Source organism: Bacteroides sp. HF-4919 (genome assembly GCF_018860125.1).
The window spans coordinates 304,965-321,696 of the sequence record NZ_JAHKNF010000002.1 but is presented as its reverse complement, the minus strand read 5'-3'; the positions used below and the strand labels follow the sequence as shown (position 1 = coordinate 321,696).

Genomic DNA, 16,732 nt, shown 5'->3' with positions numbered 1-16,732 from the left:
TGCGCAGAGCCAAAACTGTGTTTCAAAAAAGGAACGTCTTTTGAAACACAAGAGTCGTTCTATCTATCTAATTTACACAAACTTACCGCAAAATAAAAGCTGTATTCACAGCCTGCCATAACCGGTCTTCCCATTCATTAATGGGAAGGCCTTGCTGAGTATGATCTATTTTATTCATTTTTAAACATTTGAGTTATGAATACGAAGACAAAACTTCTGTATGTAGGCTTTCGTGCGTTAAGCACATGCTGTGTGTACACGGCTTTTTTAATGATAACATCGTGTGGCGACAATGTTGTGAACCCCGACAGTCCGGAACCGGACGGAGAGGATATGATTCCTGTTACGGTCAGCCGGGTTGAGGATGGCAGCTATATGGAAAGCCATGTTGATACTCCCGACACAACCGGAAGAAGAACGCTTGTGGACGAATGGGTGCCGGTGAAAGAGCCACCCACCGGCAGGGCCATACCCGCTGCCGTGCCTTACGAAGGGCCTTCAGCGGTACGGATGACGCTCCGTGAAGAGCCACAAGCCACTACCCGTGCCTCTACATTGGGCAACGGCATTTATTTCCGGTTGATCGCTTTCCGTAAAGTAGGCAGCAATTACGTGTTCCAGTCGGCAGCGGATTTTACGACGAACGGGGCTTCCGCTCCCACACTCAGGCAAGGAAATCTGCTCACCAGAGCAGGAACTGTCCGTGTGATCGGATACTCGTTCAATAGTACGGCAGCGATGGGAACGATCCCTTCATCCTATGCTTATAACGGTACTTCCGTCACTATCCCGAATATGGGCAATGACTTTATGGTGTATGACTCGAAGGATATAGAGGGTGTGAGCGAAATCAACCACAATCTGTCGGTTAGTTTCACGCAAAAGCTCTGCAAGCTGACGGTTAAGCTATCCTTGTCACAGTTTGGGAGTAACACATTCACCAACTGTACAGGCGTATACGTTTCTCAGGGCGGCAATGCGTCCGCCTGGACGATAGGTCCCTCTACAAATAATGTAAGTGCCAATACCGGAAATACGTCCACATTCAGTATAGCGAATAATTCGACTGCCACTGTGCGGTTAGTTCCTTTCTCGGGTTCCCGGGCGATCACGGTGCATATCGGTACGTTGAAACTTAGTAATTACTTCAATGCGAATAACCGGAATATCACCTCGAGCCAGAATGTACAGTTGCTACCGGGAAAGAGTTATACCATTACGCTGAAGTTTGAGTTGGGGATACAATTGGCGGCGAGCGACATTAACCTGACACAAAACGGATGTACGGCGAGTGATAAGAATGATTTGGCAAAGCTGAGATGGGCTACAGGAAATTTGAAGAGTACGGGAAGCACGAATTATATATGGGCACCTTCACAGACAGAAACTGGGTATTATTACACATGGTATAGTACTTACACTGGGAACACAAGTACCAATAACACAGATCCATGCTCAAGATTAAATACTGCATATTATGGAACGGGGTGGCGCACACCTAGCAATAATGAGTTCAGCAAATTGACTCGATGTACAAACAAAATAATGACTAATGGTGGCATGTGGTTTATGAACAATACTAAAGGTGTTTTTCTAAAATGCGGAGGTGGGCGCTACGGTAGTTTAGGTAGTGGTACGACATCTAACGATGGTGTAAATACAGCTGCTCGCTATTGGTCTAGTGATGCCAGCAGTAATACCCATGCACATAGTGTACTCCTATACGGTACTGCTGCAAGTACTACACCAAGAGAAAAAACAGATGGATACTCTGTACGTTGTGTGAAAGGTACCAAACAATAATATTCACTTTTAAACTTAACAAATCATGAAAACCGAACTCAAAGGCTGGCTTGCGGACAATACCGTGACCACCGACAACAAAGAAGACAAAATCCTGGTATTGGAGAGCGCCGGAAACCTGACGCTATCCGATGTACTGGATGAAATGAAGAAAGAAGATACCGGCTTGCGGGCAGAGACTTTAAAGCATGCCGTCGATCTCTTTCAGCGTACGGTATCGGAATTGGTACTGAACGGATACTCTGTCAATACGGGGCTTTTTCGTGCCGTACCACAGTTTCGTGGAGTAATAGACGGTGGAGTATGGAATCCCGAGAAAAATTCTATCTATGTTTCCTTCAATCAGGATAAGGATTTACGTGAAGCTATCGCACGGACCGGCGTGAAAATTCTGGGAGCCAAAGGTGACCCGGCCTACTTCATTGGCGGTGAAGACGCTGCCACCCGTGCCACGGATGGTAGTGCAACTGCCGGACGTAACTATCGCCTGCAGGGAAAGAATATTAAAGTAATAGGTACAGACTCTGCAGTGGGTATCGTATTGATTGATGAGAAAGGTACGGAAACAAAGTTGCCGATGGATATGATAGCAGTAAACAACCCTTCGGAAGTGTTGGTGTTACTTCCTGCGGACTTAAAAGACGGAGTCTATGAATTACGACTGACTACCCAGTTTTCAACCGGTAATAAGTTGCTGAAAGTACCTCGTACAGTGATACGTAGTCTGGTTATTGGTCTTCCTTCGGGAGGGGATGGTGATATTGTAGATGATCCTACAGCCTGATTCCTGAGAAAGAGGTTTTCCTTACTCGGGGAAACCTTGCTTCCCGGTGGAGGGAAACTATCGTTCCTTGGCTTAGGAAAGAGGATTGTGCAAAAACTCCGTCCTGCACCACTTCACATAAAAGATGAAGCAATGCAGGGCGGAGTTTCTGTATGGGATAGGGTGCCCTTCGTCAGGCTTTATCGTTTTCGTGGCAATGGCAATGTTCGCCCAGCACCCGGTGAGGCAGTGTGCCGTGTCCCAGCAGCTCGATCGGGCAGTTGAAGTTCCGTTCCAGCCATTCGGTGTTGACGCTTGCGGCCGGGTGATAGTCCAGTGTTTCGTTCACGCAGGCGATGTTCTTTACCTGTTGCAGCACCGTCCCGATGTCGTGGCTGACAAGGATGATGGCGCAGTCGCGGTTGATCTCGGCCAGCAACTGGTAGAGGCGGGCTTCGAAGCGCTTGTCGATATAGGTGCTCGGTTCGTCGAGAATGAGCAGTTGCGGGTCGCTGATGATGGCGCGTCCCAGCAGGGCACGTTGCAGTTGTCCGCCGCTCAGCTGCCCGATAGCGCGGTGTTCCAGTCCCTCGAGTCCCATGCGGAGGATGACTTGGCGGGCTTTCTCACGCTGATGGTCGTCGAAGCGGCTGATCAGCGATTTCTTTGAACTCAGTCCCGACAGGATCACTTCCAGAACCGAGATGGGGAAGGAGCGGTCGATCGAGCTGTACTGCGGCAGATAGCCCGTCGTGAGCGGTTCGTGATGCTTGACGATCTCTCCTCCCGTGGGGCGGAGCAGTCCCAGGATGCACTTGATGAGGGTGGTCTTACCCCCGCCGTTGGGACCGATGATGCCGAGAAAGTCACGCTCGTAGACTTCCAGGTTGACATCGTGGAGCACAGTGCGTCCGTCGTAGGCGGCCGAAAGGCCCCGGATGGAGAGGAGGGAGGCAGAGGCTGTTCCTTCCGTATGCTTGTGGCTGTTTCTTTCTTTATCCATAGGTTGGTTGGGGTTAGTTATTATTGTCCGGGTTCACCACAGAGGACGCAGAGGACACAGAGAATATTTTCTCTTTCATATCTTAGAAGCAAGAGATTAAAACTCTGTGCCCTCTGTGTCCTCTGTGGTGAATTCTATTCTGCGCTGAGGCTTTTCGCTACGTTCAGCATCTCCTCCTCCCAGTCGTACGAAAGCGGATTGATGGGTACCACCCGTGTTCCGGTCTGCCGGGCAATGATTTCAGCGTTGCGGCGGTCGAACTCCGGCTGTACGAAGATGATTCGTACCCCTTCTTTGCGGCAGAGGTCCATCAGCCCTTTCAAGTGGGCGGGTGAGGGTTCCTTACCCCCTTCCTCGATGCTGATCTGGTGTAATCCGTAGTCGCGTGCAAAGTAAGAGAGGGCCGGGTGGTAGATGATGAAGGCACGGTCGGCTCCGGGTGCCGACAACGTCCGGCGGATCAGGCTGTCCGTCTGCTCGATGCGTTGGCAGAGCGAGTCGTAGCGGGCTTTGTAGTATGCCTCGTTCTCCTTGTCGAGCACGGTGAGCGCCTTGAACGTGTTTCCGGCTATGATCAGTGCGTTGGCTGCCGAATTCCAGATGTGCGGCTCCACGCCTCCCTCGTGGCGGTGGTCGCCGTGATCGAAGGCGGATTCAAAGATCAGGTCTACCCCTTTCGAAGTGTCGAACACCTGGATGTGTGGCGTATTGTTCATCAGCCGGTCCATCCACGAACGTTCGAAGCCGATGTATCCGATGCGCAGGTACGCCTCGCTCTCGCCCAGCGACACCAGTTGCTGCGGGGTGGGGTCGTATGTTTCGGGGCTGCTGCCTTTGGGCACCATGCTGCGTACGGTAAACTTGTCTCCGGCGATGGCTTCGGTGAAATACCGTTGCGGCTCCATGGTGACGGTGATGATCCGTTCGCCGGTACTGTCCTTTCCACGCCCGGAACAGGCGGAAAGGAGGAGCAGAAAAAGAAAAGCGAAGACGGCCGCATCTCCGGTTCCTCTCCCCGGGAAGGGGAAGGCGGGGGCGACTGTCGGCTGTTGTATTCGGTTGGTTTTCATAATGGTTATCCTTGTTATCGTTTTAGTTCACCACAGAGGATGCAGAGGGTACAGAGTTTTTAATCTCTTGCTTTTAAGATATGAAAGAGAAAATGCTCTCTGTGTCCTCCGTGGTGAGAGGTATCTTCTTCGCCCTCAATATTTCTCTTTTGCCACCCGGAGGGCCCGGAAGCCGTTCCACGGTGAATCCTGCTGCCTGCAGCATCCTCCGTACCACTCCTTTGGCGCAATACGTAGTCAGTATTCCGTCCTTTTCCATCATAACGTACAGGCGGTCGAATAGTTCTTGCGTCCACATCTCCGGCTGCTTCTCCGGCGCGAAAGCGTCGAAGTAGATAAGGGAGAATAGCGGTGAATGATCAGCGATGGACGGTGAATGATCAGCGATCGGCGACGGACACTCCATGCTTGTGAAGTCTCCCTGTATCTTCCTCAGGGTGAAATGTGGAGTGATCCGCACGTCTTCTCCCCAGGGCGATGTATGGAGAGCCTTCATCCATTGCGCAGCCTGTTCGTTGCTGATCGTTGATTGTTCCTCGTTAGTATACCCGAGTTTCTCCACCGTTTCCCACGGTAGGGGGTAGAGCTCGATACCTGTATAGTGTACCTGCCTGCCCGACTTTTCCGCTTCGATCAGTGTGAGCAGTGCGTTCAGCCCCGTTCCGAACCCTATCTCGAGGATGCGGGGCGAGGGGGCGGCGGAAGTCTTCAGCCCCATGTCGATGAAGATATGCGAGGACTCCGTCAGGGCCCCTTTTACGGAATGATAGTGCTCGTCCAGTTCGGGAACGAAGAGAGTGGCACTTCCGTCGGCAGTATATTCAATGATTCTTTCCATCTTTCAGTTCTTTACATAACCAGGTTCAGGGCTTCCTGCATTGCTTTCAGCAGGATGATGTAACGTATCAGTTTCCCGGCAAACATCGAAGCGGTGGTCAGCCACACGTTGCTCCGCATGAATCCTAAGGCCATCGATATCACCTCACCGATGGCCGGCAGGAAGGCAAAGAAAGCCATCAGGGCGCCTTTCCCCCGGAGGAAACGCTGCATCTTGTCTATCTTCTCCTTCTTGACCTTGAAGTATTTCTCAATCCAGTCTACTCTGCCCAGGCGCCCCATGTAATAGCACGTCATCCCTCCGGCCGTGTTTCCTAACGAAGCGGAAATGAGGCAGAGAGCAGGGTCGAGCCCTAATTTCACCAGCCCTAACAGTACGATCTCCGAACTGAATGGGACGATGCTTCCGGCCAGCAGCGCCGAAATGAACAGGCCGGGATAACCCCAGTCAATGAGTATCTGTGAAACGGTTTCTATAAAAGCGTCCATATGTTAAAGCAGAATAAGGCGATGAGGGCAACCATCGAACCGATGAAAAAGAGGTTGGATGTCCGGCTGTTGGTCAGTACGAACAGGTGTCCCACCAGGATACTGACGCCAATCAGCAGCAGCGAAAGCAGATTCATGCTCAGGGTGGGTTGCAGTACGATGAACAGGAAGATGCAGAAGTTGAGGAAAATAAGGAAATGCAGATAAGCGCGCGTCCGTATCTTATCCTCGTATCCTGCCACGATGCAATGCACCGAGCTGACCACATACAGGATGAACAGATAGCCTAACGTGACGACTTCCCACAAACGGAAATCGTGCCCGAAGTCGATGGGCCGGAAGCTGATCAGGTTGACGAACGGCTGATAGAAAAGCGCCATTTCGTTGTGGAAGAACGCATGTCCCAGTAAGAACCAGTAAGGGACGCTCCAGCCTGTCATTGCCCCACAGAAGCTGCGGAACGTGAGCGCCTGGAAGTTGGATGCCCCCAACAGCCAGATGGGGATGAAGTACGTCAGTTGCGGAAACACGATGCTGCCCGCGCTCAGAAAGGCGAACGAGTGGAACAGGTATCCGGCAGGCCGGGGGTCCTGATAGCTCTTGAACAGGAAATAAAGCGAGATGAGAAAGGCTACGGCGGCAATGTCGCCCGCATAGAGCAGGTGCATGCCGGGACAGGCCGTGATGAGCAGAAAGTAAAGCGATGTCTGCACGGATGCCCTCATGCGGATGATGGCAAACGTATTATTCAGCTCTATCAGGAAATAACCGATGGCGGCAAAGAGCAGGAAGCTGACAATGCGGTTGGCCCATGCGGGTATGTTTACGATATCCCACAGAGAGTAGGCCGACTCTTTTGTCTCCAGTCCGGGCAGTAGAAAGGAGGTCAGCACCCAACAGGCGATACACGTAAAGATAACGACAGGCAGTGTGAATCTGCCCGCCGTTATCCGGCCTTGTAGTCTTTGGTTTCTCATTATAAATCGAAGCCGATGTCGCGGCGATAGTTCTTGTCCTTAAAGTCAATCATGTCGGCCACCTTGTAGCATTGTGCCAGTGCCCCGGCCTTGTCGTTGCCGTAAGAGCAGATGGCGAGCACGCGTCCGCCACTGGTCACCACCTGGCCGTCCTCCATGGCTGTTCCGGCGTGGAACAGGATGCTGTCCGTTGCCCGGGCTGCTTCCAGTCCGCTGATGGCGTACCCTTTCCGGTAGGCTTCAGGGTATCCTCCGCTGACCATCATCACGCAAGTGGCCGTGCGCGGGTCGATGACGAGTGACCGGGTGTCGAGGTTACCTTCGGCCACGCCTTCCAGCAATTCTACCAGGTCGCTTTGTATGCGCAGCATCACGCTTTCCGTTTCGGGATCACCCATGCGGACGTTGTATTCAATCACCATCGGTTCGCCTTTTACGTTGATCAGTCCCAGGAAGATGAAGCCTTTGTAGACGATGCCTTCGGCTTTCAGTCCGTTGACGGTCGGTTCGATGATGCGGGTGCGCACCTTCTCCATAAACACCTCGTCGGCAAACGGGACGGGAGTCACGCTACCCATGCCGCCGGTATTGAGCCCTTTGTCTCCTTCACCGATGCGTTTGTAGTCTTTGGCCACAGGCAACACCTTATAATGGTCGCCGTCCGTCAGCACAAATACGGAGCACTCGATGCCGCTCAGGAACTCTTCGATGACCACCGTTGCCGAAGCATTGCCGAACATACCGCCGAGCATCTCTTTCAGCTCTTTTTGAGCCTCTTCCAAGGTAGGCAGGATCAGTACACCTTTACCGGCGCAAAGTCCGTCTGCTTTCAGCACGTAGGGGGCTTCGAGCGTTTCGAGGAATGCCAGTCCCTCGTCCAGTGTACCGGCCGTTACGCTCCGGTAGCGGGCTGTCGGTATGTGGTGGCGCTGCATGAATTCCTTGGCGAACTCTTTGCTGCCTTCCAGCTTGGCTCCTTCCTTCGACGGGCCGATGACGGCAATCTCTTTCAGGCAGGGATTGTTCTGGAAACGGTCGTAGATACCTTCTACCAATGGGTCTTCCGGCCCTACTACAATCATGTCGATGTTCTCTTCAAGAGCGAATGCTCCTAAAGAGTCGAAATCGGTTGCTTTGATGTTTACGTTTTCGCCTACTTCAGCGGTTCCGGCATTGCCGGGCGCGATGAACAGCTTTTCTACTTTCGGGCTTTGGGCGATCTTCCATGCCAGGGCGTGTTCACGGCCGCCCGAACCTAACAGTAATATCTTCATGTCTTTTTGAGGATTTATATCTTTATAAATAGTCTTCGAAATAACGGGTTATCTTTTCATGCAGATGCACACGGTCGCGTCCCGACACATTGTGCTTGTGGCACGGATAGATGAATAGGTCCGGATACGTGCGGGCGTCGATGCAGGCTTTCATGAACGAAAGGGTGTGTTGCGGCACGCAAGTATCGTCGTGGTCGTCATGGATAATCATCAGATGTCCCTTCAGGTTACCCGCCAGGTTTTTCAGGTTGCACTCCTTGTACCCTTTCGGGTTGCTTTGCGGAGTGTCCATGTAGCGTTCGCCGTACATCACTTCGTAATATCCCCAGTCGATGACCGGACCGCCGGCTACACCTACTTTAAAGATCTCGGGATAGCGGAGGAGGAGGGCAGTGGTCATGTGTCCGCCAAAACTCCAGCCGTGTACTCCGATGCGGTTTCCGTCGACGTAAGGGAGGCTTTTCAGGAATTCGGCTCCTTTCACCTGGTCTCTTCCCTCTTCAATGCCCAGCTGGCGGAAAGTGACGTTCTCAAAGTCGAGTCCGCGGTTGTCGCTTCCGCGTCCGTCCACGGTAAACAGGATGTAACCTTTGTTCGCCATGTAAATGTCCCAGCCGCGTGCCCCATTCTGCCAACCGTTGGTGACCATTTGTGCATGGGGGCCGCCGTATACATAGATGATGGCGGGATATTTCTTGTTCGGATCGAAGTCTGCCGGCTTGACCAGGCGGTAATACAGGTCTGTTTTGCCGTCTGCCGCTTTGATGGTACCGGTTTCGATGCTTGGCATCTTATAGCCTGCAAAGGGATCGGCTGCCGTGAGCAGGTTGACACTTTTACCGCTCTGTACGTCAAGGATATTAATGCTGCGCGGAACGCTTGGAGAACTGTACTGGTCAATCAGGTAGCGGCCCGAAGGGCTTAGTTTGCCGCTGTGCACGCCTTCGCCACTGCCCAGAGGAGTACGTACCCCGGTTTTGATATCCACGCGGAACAGGTTGCTCTGCAAGGGCGAGAACTCCGTGCTTGCTATGATAATCTCCTTCTTCTTGGCATCGAAACCCAGCACCTCTTTAACCAGCCATTCGCCTTCGGTCAACTGGCGGAGTTGCTTGCCGCTTGTGTCGTATAGGTAGAGGTGGCTGAAGCCGTCTTTCTGGCTCTGGTAGATAAACTTGCTGCTGTCCCAGGGCAGGAAAATAATCGGTTCCTGAGGTTCTACATACTTGTCGTTTTCCTCTTCAAAAAGAGTAGCCATCAGCTCGCCTGTCTCGGCGTTATACTGGCAGAGCTTGGCATGATTCTGGTCGCGGTTCAGTTCTATCAGGTAGAGGCTCTTTTCATCCGGTGCCCAGCTGATATTGGTAAAATAGCGGTCGGTCGGGTCTCCGGCATTGAGATAGATGCTTTTTCCGGTAGCAGGGTTATAGATGCCCACTTTCACCTGGTGGCTGGTCATTCCCGCCATCGGGTAACGGATGTTGTTGACTTCGGCAATGGGAGCGGTGATGTCAACCAAAGGATATTGGGCCACCATGCTTTCGTCCATGCGGTAGAAAGCGAGCAGGTTGCCCGAAGGACTCCAGAAGGTCCCTTTTTTGATTCCGAATTCTCTGCGGTGGACAGCCTGGCCGCATACGATGCCTTGCGGTTCGTTGGTTACGGCTTTGTCGTCTACATAAAGATTATTGCCGATGGTATAGGCCACATGCCCCGTTTCGGGCTGATAATCTCTGTTGACGCCTTCTTTGGGAACTGGGCGCGTACTGATAATCTCGCGGTAGTCGAAATCGTAAACGATGTATTTGTCCGGCAGACTGATCAGCATCAGGCTTTTCTTCGGCCATGGGAAGCTGACATTGTGGAAGTGTTGCAATTTACCGTGGTTGCCGGCTTCTAACGCCTTGTTTACTATATTACGGGTGGTCAGTGGTGTTTCCTTCCCGTTTTTGGGATTTATCATGAACACTACCTCTATTTCCGGTTTGATACACTCATCGCCCCACCATTGCAGGCCGAACAGATTCTCAGCAGAACGGTAGGTGGCTCCGCCTGGGATCAGGTCTTCCAAGGTCGGCGTTTTGGGTTCTTGTGCCATAACGTTTGGTATTAGTAAAGATAAGAGCATTACTAATAAAGCATTCTTTTGTTTACTGTTGGTTTTCATGATTTGCTTTATCATTATTTAGATCCTTTGATTTGTACTCTGCCCAAGTTCGTCGTTCTTGACTGGATGACAGCGCTTATCCGGGCAAGGACGATGTGCTCAGGCACGAAGAGCCGGATGGCAGCCGATTCATCCATTTACAGGCTTCTGTCGGGAAATAGCTTAGTCTTCCTGAGGTTTCTCGATTCTTGGCTCACGATTCCCTTTGAATTCTCTCGGTTTTCTGTCTCCATATCCCGAACTACGTTCTTCACGCGGTCTTCTTTCCCCTCTGAATCCGCCTTCTTCCCGACGTGGCTTGAATTCTCTTCTTTCTCTTGGAGCACGTTCGCTGTTTTCATCACCACTTTCCTGACCCTTGAATTCCTTATATTTACCGTCGAAGATCTGGTATTTGCGGAACTCACACTCCAGGGGACCATTGAATAACGGGGTTTTTATACTCGGTTTCAGTCCGATCTGGTCGAAGCATTCTTCACGGTAAGACAGTATCCATGCATCGTTTCCGACAAAAGCATGTTTGAGGCGTTCGCCGATCATATTATACAGTCCCAGAAGGTCGTTGGTCGAGATACGTTCTCCGTAAGGGGGATTGGTTATGATAATCGACTTTTCAGCCGGTTGTTCAAATTGCTGGAATGGTTGCAATTTCAGGATAATGTCTTTCGATACTCCCGCTGCCTTTACATTATGGGTTGCTATCTCATTGGCTTTCGGGTTATTGTCGTAACCATATATCTTATGAGTGAACTCACGTTCCTGGCTGTCATCGTTGTATATCCGGTCGAACAGATCCTGATTGAAGTCTCCCCATTTTTCAAAAGCAAATTCTTTTCGGAACACTCCCGGGGCAATATTACGCGCAATTAAAGCCGCCTCGATGGGAATAGTACCCGAACCACACATTGGGTCAATCAGGTCGCACTCGCCTTTCCATCCCGTCATTAAAACCATCCCGGCTGCCAGAACCTCGTTCAATGGAGCTTCTACAGCTTCCTGGCGATAACCTCTCCGGTGAAGTGATTCACCCGAAGAGTCGAGTGAGAGGGTACAGGTGGTCTGTGCAATGTGGATGTTCAGTAGTACATCCGGCTTGCTGATGCGTACAGAAGGACGCTTTCCGTTCAATTCGCGGAAATAGTCGACAATGGCATCTTTTACTTTGTAAGAGACGAACTTGGAATGACGGAATTCATCGCTGAATACTACTGCGTCAACGGCAAAAGTCTTGTCTACATCCAAGATCTCTTCCCAGCGAATGGCTTTGATCTGTTCGTAAACAGCGTCAGCATCTTTTGCGGTGAAGTGCTTGATGGGTTTTAGAATACGGATTGCAGTACGCAGGCAGAAATTTGCTTTGTACATCATCTCTTTGTCACCGGTAAAAGAAACCATACGGCGTCCTATTTGTACGTCGTTTGCTCCAAGTGTTGTCAATTCCCCTGCCAGTATCTCTTCCAGTCCCTGAAAGGTTTTGGCAATCATTTCAAATTGTTCGCTCATAAAATGGATAACATGCCAGTGTGTTAATGCTCCGGTTATGGACCGTGCGACCGGCGTTTTAATGTTGTTAATTATATTATTTTTTTGCTTTTGTCTGTACGATTCTGGCTCCTGCCGGTATGTTTTCGGTTACCCAAATATTACCGCCTACGGTGGCGTCACGTCCGATGGTAATCCGCCCCAGAATGGTAGCGTTGGAGTAGACAATCACATTGTCTTCCAGAATGGGGTGGCGTGGAATACCTTTAATCGGTTTGCCGTCAGCATCCAGGGGGAAGCTTCTTGCACCCAGTGTCACTCCCTGATAGAGTTTCACGTTATTGCCAATGATACTTGTGGCTCCGATCACCACACCGGTACCGTGGTCAATGGTGAAATGTGTGCCGATTCTTGCACCCGGATGTATATCGATTCCGGTTTCACTATGTGCCATTTCGGTAATGATACGCGGAATTAGCGGTACTCCTAATTCCAGGAGTTCGTGTGCGATGCGATAGTTGCTGATCGCTTTAATGGCGGGATAGCAGAAGATCACTTCACCGAAACTTTGTGCGGCAGGGTCACCATTGTAGGCTGCTTCCACATCTGTGGCCAAAACACGACGCAGATGGGGGAGTTTACTGATGAACTTAGCCGCCAGACGAGCCGCTTCTTCACGTTTCGACTCGGTGCATTCATTGCATTGGTCACCATTGCCAAAACACAATCCGGCAAGAATTTGCTCTGTGAGCAGATTGAACAGTTTTTCTACATTGACACCGATATGGTAGTTGATAGTGCGGCTGTTGACTGTTGAGTTTCCGTAATATCCCGGGAAGAGAATGGAGCGCGCTAATTCGATAACATCGCACAATACCCGTGGCGAGGGCAATGGCTCACCGTCTTTATGTTGGTGAAACAGTCCTTTGTATGATTCGCTTTCCGATAGCTCATCGACTGTTTGTGTCAGGATGTGAGTGAAGTTCAGTGGACTCATTATGAGGCTATTCTAATTATATTGGCTACAAAGATATGAATAATTGCGCATAAAAAGTAGTTCGTTTGTTATCGAATTTAAAAAAAGGATGTATTTTTGTTGGGTATTACACGTGAAATCAAAACAATGAGGCATAAAACAAACCGGGCAATTGTATTTTTTTGTTTGTTATTACTGTTAACGGGCTGTAAACAAAACACAAGCCATTCTGATTTAGCTATTCCGGGCATGAGTCCGGACTCTGTGGAACGGTGCGCCCAGGATTCATTGTTTACCAATACTCAATATTCACGTCATCTGTTGCGACAAGCCTTGTCGGGCACCTCTGACAGCCTATCTTATTACCGTCTTTTATCATTCTATTCCAAATCTTATTTTGTTACGGCGGATTTTGATTCAATCCTGTATTATAATCAGTTTATTAAGCGTTTTTGCGACAAGGTTACACCTTCACCGGAGGTACATGATTTGCTTTCTACCGTTTATAATATAGAGGGTAACGTTCTGATGCAGCGTACTCAGCCCGACTCTGCAATCATCTCCTATGAAAAAGCATACAAAGAAAGGTTACAGGGAAAGGAGCCGGACTATCTGCCGGACTTATGCATAAATCTGGCTGATGCCAATGTTCATAAAGGAGATTATACGTATGCTGCGTATTACTATCGCCGGGCCTTGTTTCTTTGCGATTCCCTCGGATTACCGGATCGTAATAAGTTTCCGGTTTACTATGGTCTCGGACAGACATACATGGAATTGCGCGACTTTGAACTTTCCAATCATTATTATGAGTTGGCCGGGGCTTTTTTTGACCGGATGAGCGTTTCTGAGAAATGGACTTATCTGAATAACCGGGGAAATCATTTTTATTATAAGAAAGATTACCCCCAGGCTGTCTGTTACATCAGTCGTGCATTGGATGTGGTAGAGTCTTATCCGCAAATGGTTTTTGAGCAGAATCTTTGTAAGGCAAATCTCGGTGAGCTTTATGTGATAACCAATAAACTGGACTCAGCGCAACTATATCTGGACGAAAGTTATAGGTTCTTCTCCGAAATCGGGAATCAATCGGCGCTCTATTACATAGAGACACAAATGATTGAGCTTGCACTTAAAAAGGGGAATGTGGCTCTTGCCGGACAAATTATCAAACGCTCGGCCAATTATGGACATATAGATGCCAATATGATAAACATACGTAATCACTACCTTCAGCATTATTACGAACGGGTAGGGGATTATAAAAAGGCTTATGAATATCAGAAATACGATCTTCAACTTAATGATTCTATTCGCAATGAACGGGTTCGTACTCGCGTTGCAGAATTAGATATGCGTTATCGGCAGGATACGATTGTGATGCGTAGAGAGTTGGTGATTGAGAAGCAAAGAGGAGAGATGAAGGAACTGAAACTGACAGCATATATATGGGCTTTGGTTTGCATTGTATCTGTTGTCGTAGCAGGATGTATTTATTGGTATATGAAGAAGAAGCGCATGTTTCTTCAGGAACGGCATATCAATCAGATCGGGCGTCTTCGCATGGAGAATATTCGGAACCGGATTTCACCCCATTTTACATTTAATGTGCTGAATCGTGAGATTAGTCAGTTTAAGGGTGACGGGGCTTTGTGTGATGATCTTACGGAGCTGGTCAGGCTGCTTCGTAAGAGTTTGGAGCTTACGGAGAAACTTAGCGTTTCTCTTTATGATGAACTGGAATTTGTGAAAACCTATATTCGTTTGGAGCAGGGACGGCTCGGAGATGATTTTTCAATGGATATAAAGATCGAAGGGGGCTTGGATATTCAACAAGTGATCATCCCCTCAATGATTGTACAGATACCGGTAGAGAATGCGTTAAAACATGGGCTGACCGGAATCGAAGGTTTAAAGTCGCTCCGCATATCAGTCTGCCGGAGAGGCAATGGTATACTGGTTGATATTTGTGATAATGGGCGTGGATATTCACCACAAACTATGTCATCTGCGCGTGGGACAGGAACAGGGTTGAAGGTACTTTATCAGACCATTCAGCTATTGAATGATAAAAATCGAGAGAAGATATGTTTCGAGATAAAAAATCTGGCGAATAATGGGCAGACCGGAACACAGGTTTTAGTCTATATACCATTTGGCTATTCTTACAATTTATAAAGATAGGAAATATGTATAAGGTGATTATTATAGATGATGAGAAGGCTGCTATTGAGGCTTTGCGTCGGGATTTGGAAATGCAGGCTGATCTGGAGATAAAAGGGACAGCCGGCAATGGGGCAAAAGGGAAGAAGCTTATCATGGATATACATCCTGACCTTTTGTTCCTGGATATAGAATTGCCTGATATTCAAGGAATCCGTTTGCTTAGTGAGATTCGTGAGCAGGTCTTGTGGGACATGAAAGTCGTTTTCTATACTGCTTATGATAAATATTTGCTGCAGGCTCTGCGTGAGTCAGCCTTCGATTATTTGCTGAAACCTTATGATACTGAAGAACTGAACTTGATTATTGAGCGTTACCGTAAAACAATGGCTGCTGCCCAACCCATTCCCTCTTTCTCTTCTGCTGTCGACACTTTAATTCCCGGTAGGGATCTATTTATGATCAGTACAGTGACAGGTTTCAGATTTCTCCGTCTTGAAGAAATAGGATATTTTGAATATTTGAAAGATAAGCGCTTGTGGCAAGTGGAGCTTTTTAATCAAACAAAGCTTTGTTTGAAGAAAAATACAACGGCTGGGGATATAACCGGTTACTCCGATGCATTCGTACAGATCAGCCAGTCGGCTATAATCAACATCAATTATTTGGCAATGATTAAAAGTAAGCAGTGCCTGCTTTATCCTCCTTTTAGTGATAAAGAGGACTTAGTTATTTCACGGGGATTTTTGAAGGAGCTGCAAGAACGCTTCTGTATAATTTAAGGTTTTTCTGTCAGATAAGCTTTTATTTTGCCATTTATACCTTGTCTGCAACCATATATCCTATTTTTAGATAAAGAGGAGTTGTTGTACTCTCTCTTTGCTTGTATCTTTGTGAGGTACGATTACTCTTAAAAAATACTGGGATGAACAGTATTAAACAATTAAACAATTCTCTTGATAGTTAACTGGTTGGGTAAAGCCGGAGCTTTTTGTGAAAAAACTCCGGCTATTTTATAGGGGTACTTTTAAAGGTCATTTCTTTGATTTACTCTTTTATGTTTCACGTGACACAAAAAAAAGACCGAAGCTACTGCAACGGTCTTTTCAGAGTATGTATTGTGTTAGATCTTTAAGAGAGTAAAGTATTGGAGAACTATAGATTAGGGTTATCCATTGTAACAGTCATTTCCGGAGCCAGTATAAATTCTTGTTTCCGGTTATTCCATTTATAATAGTTTGTAGTAACAGTTTTGCCTTCGTATGTATAGCGAACGAGCAGATCATTTTCCCAGTTATTTTTATAGCTGTTCCATTTCATGGTCTGACTTTCAATCATACGTTTATTGGTATCGTATTTATAGTTGTATTTCATGTAATTGGCCAAAGAAGAACCTTCCATTTTATAAACGGTTTGTCCTACAAGCATGCCGTTTTCTTCTTCAGAGTTATAAATAAGATTGTTATCATAGTTCCGTGCACAAACTGTAATGCTGCTTACTAAAAGAACTGCTGATAATACTGCTGTTTTTAAAAATCCTGTTGTTTTCATGATATCTGTTTTTAAGTCTTTGAATTGTCAAATTTCCAATATTAGTTGGTTTTAACGGCGACAAAGTTAAATATAAAACGGATATAAATGCATAAAACCCGAAGTTTTTTATCATATTGTCAATTGTTGGCTTCCGGTTGAGATTACTTTTTGATCCATTTAATAGAAAAAAGATAT

General features: G+C 48.2%; 14 protein-coding genes. 4 read left to right on the top strand and 10 right to left on the bottom strand.

The window, feature by feature from the left end; genetic code table 11:
- Positions 1–195 precede the first annotated feature (195 nt).
- Positions 196–1,803, top strand: a complete 1,608-nt coding sequence (locus KO473_RS05495) for an FISUMP domain-containing protein (protein WP_005822560.1) — start codon at positions 196–198, stop codon at positions 1,801–1,803.
- 25 nt (positions 1,804–1,828) lie between these two features.
- Positions 1,829–2,587 carry a DNA-binding domain-containing protein gene (locus KO473_RS05490; RefSeq protein ID WP_005822563.1) on the top strand — a complete coding sequence of 253 codons (759 nt, stop codon included), beginning with the start codon at positions 1,829–1,831 and terminating at the stop codon, positions 2,585–2,587.
- 172 nt (positions 2,588–2,759) lie between these two features.
- On the opposite strand, the gene KO473_RS05485 is transcribed toward KO473_RS05490, so the two are convergent.
- From KO473_RS05485 to KO473_RS05445, 9 genes are all read right to left on the bottom strand, one after another.
- Positions 2,760–3,569: a metal ABC transporter ATP-binding protein gene (locus KO473_RS05485; RefSeq protein ID WP_005822566.1), complete on the bottom strand. Its 810-nt coding sequence runs from the start codon at positions 3,567–3,569 to the stop codon at positions 2,760–2,762.
- A gap of 134 nt (positions 3,570–3,703) precedes the next feature.
- Positions 3,704–4,639, bottom strand: a complete 936-nt coding sequence (locus KO473_RS05480; protein ID WP_005822569.1) for a metal ABC transporter solute-binding protein, Zn/Mn family — start codon at positions 4,637–4,639, stop codon at positions 3,704–3,706.
- A gap of 73 nt (positions 4,640–4,712) precedes the next feature.
- Complete coding sequence (gene mnmD / locus KO473_RS05475) at positions 4,713–5,477, bottom strand: tRNA (5-methylaminomethyl-2-thiouridine)(34)-methyltransferase MnmD (protein WP_005822571.1); 765 nt, start codon at positions 5,475–5,477, stop codon at positions 4,713–4,715.
- Positions 5,478–5,488: 11 nt separating this feature from the next.
- Positions 5,489–5,965 (bottom strand): YqaA family protein, encoded by a 477-nt coding sequence (locus tag KO473_RS05470; protein ID WP_005779653.1) that lies wholly within the window; start codon positions 5,963–5,965, stop codon positions 5,489–5,491.
- The gene (locus KO473_RS05465) at positions 5,950–6,942 is read right to left on the bottom strand and encodes a hypothetical protein (protein WP_005822576.1); all 993 of its coding nucleotides are present in this window, start codon (positions 6,940–6,942) and stop codon (positions 5,950–5,952) included. The genes KO473_RS05470 and KO473_RS05465 overlap by 16 nt, the downstream gene beginning before the upstream one ends.
- Positions 6,942–8,216, bottom strand: coding sequence for a phosphoribosylamine--glycine ligase (gene purD, locus KO473_RS05460; protein WP_005779651.1), 1,275 nt, complete (start codon positions 8,214–8,216; stop codon positions 6,942–6,944). The genes KO473_RS05465 and purD overlap by 1 nt, the downstream gene beginning before the upstream one ends.
- 22 nt (positions 8,217–8,238) lie before the next feature.
- The gene (locus KO473_RS05455; protein WP_005822581.1) at positions 8,239–10,383 is read right to left on the bottom strand and encodes a S9 family peptidase; all 2,145 of its coding nucleotides are present in this window, start codon (positions 10,381–10,383) and stop codon (positions 8,239–8,241) included.
- Positions 10,384–10,545: 162 nt separating this feature from the next.
- Positions 10,546–11,886 carry a class I SAM-dependent RNA methyltransferase gene (locus KO473_RS05450; protein WP_005822583.1) on the bottom strand — a complete coding sequence of 447 codons (1,341 nt, stop codon included), beginning with the start codon at positions 11,884–11,886 and terminating at the stop codon, positions 10,546–10,548.
- A 76-nt stretch (positions 11,887–11,962) separates the two neighbouring features.
- Positions 11,963–12,862: a serine O-acetyltransferase gene (locus KO473_RS05445; RefSeq protein ID WP_005779645.1), complete on the bottom strand. Its 900-nt coding sequence runs from the start codon at positions 12,860–12,862 to the stop codon at positions 11,963–11,965.
- Positions 12,863–12,988: 126 nt separating this feature from the next.
- On the opposite strand from KO473_RS05445, the gene KO473_RS05440 reads away from it, so the two are divergent.
- Both KO473_RS05440 and KO473_RS05435 read left to right on the top strand, forming a co-directional pair.
- Positions 12,989–15,019, top strand: a complete 2,031-nt coding sequence (locus KO473_RS05440) for a histidine kinase (RefSeq protein ID WP_032537721.1) — start codon at positions 12,989–12,991, stop codon at positions 15,017–15,019.
- 11 nt (positions 15,020–15,030) lie between these two features.
- Entirely contained in the window at positions 15,031–15,786 is a 756-nt protein-coding gene (locus KO473_RS05435; RefSeq protein WP_005822587.1) for a LytTR family DNA-binding domain-containing protein, read from the top strand.
- Positions 15,787–16,159: 373 nt separating this feature from the next.
- Here KO473_RS05435 and KO473_RS05430 read toward each other — a convergent pair whose 3' ends face one another.
- Entirely contained in the window at positions 16,160–16,555 is a 396-nt protein-coding gene (locus KO473_RS05430) for a DUF3836 domain-containing protein (protein WP_005779642.1), read from the bottom strand.
- Positions 16,556–16,732 lie beyond the last annotated feature (177 nt).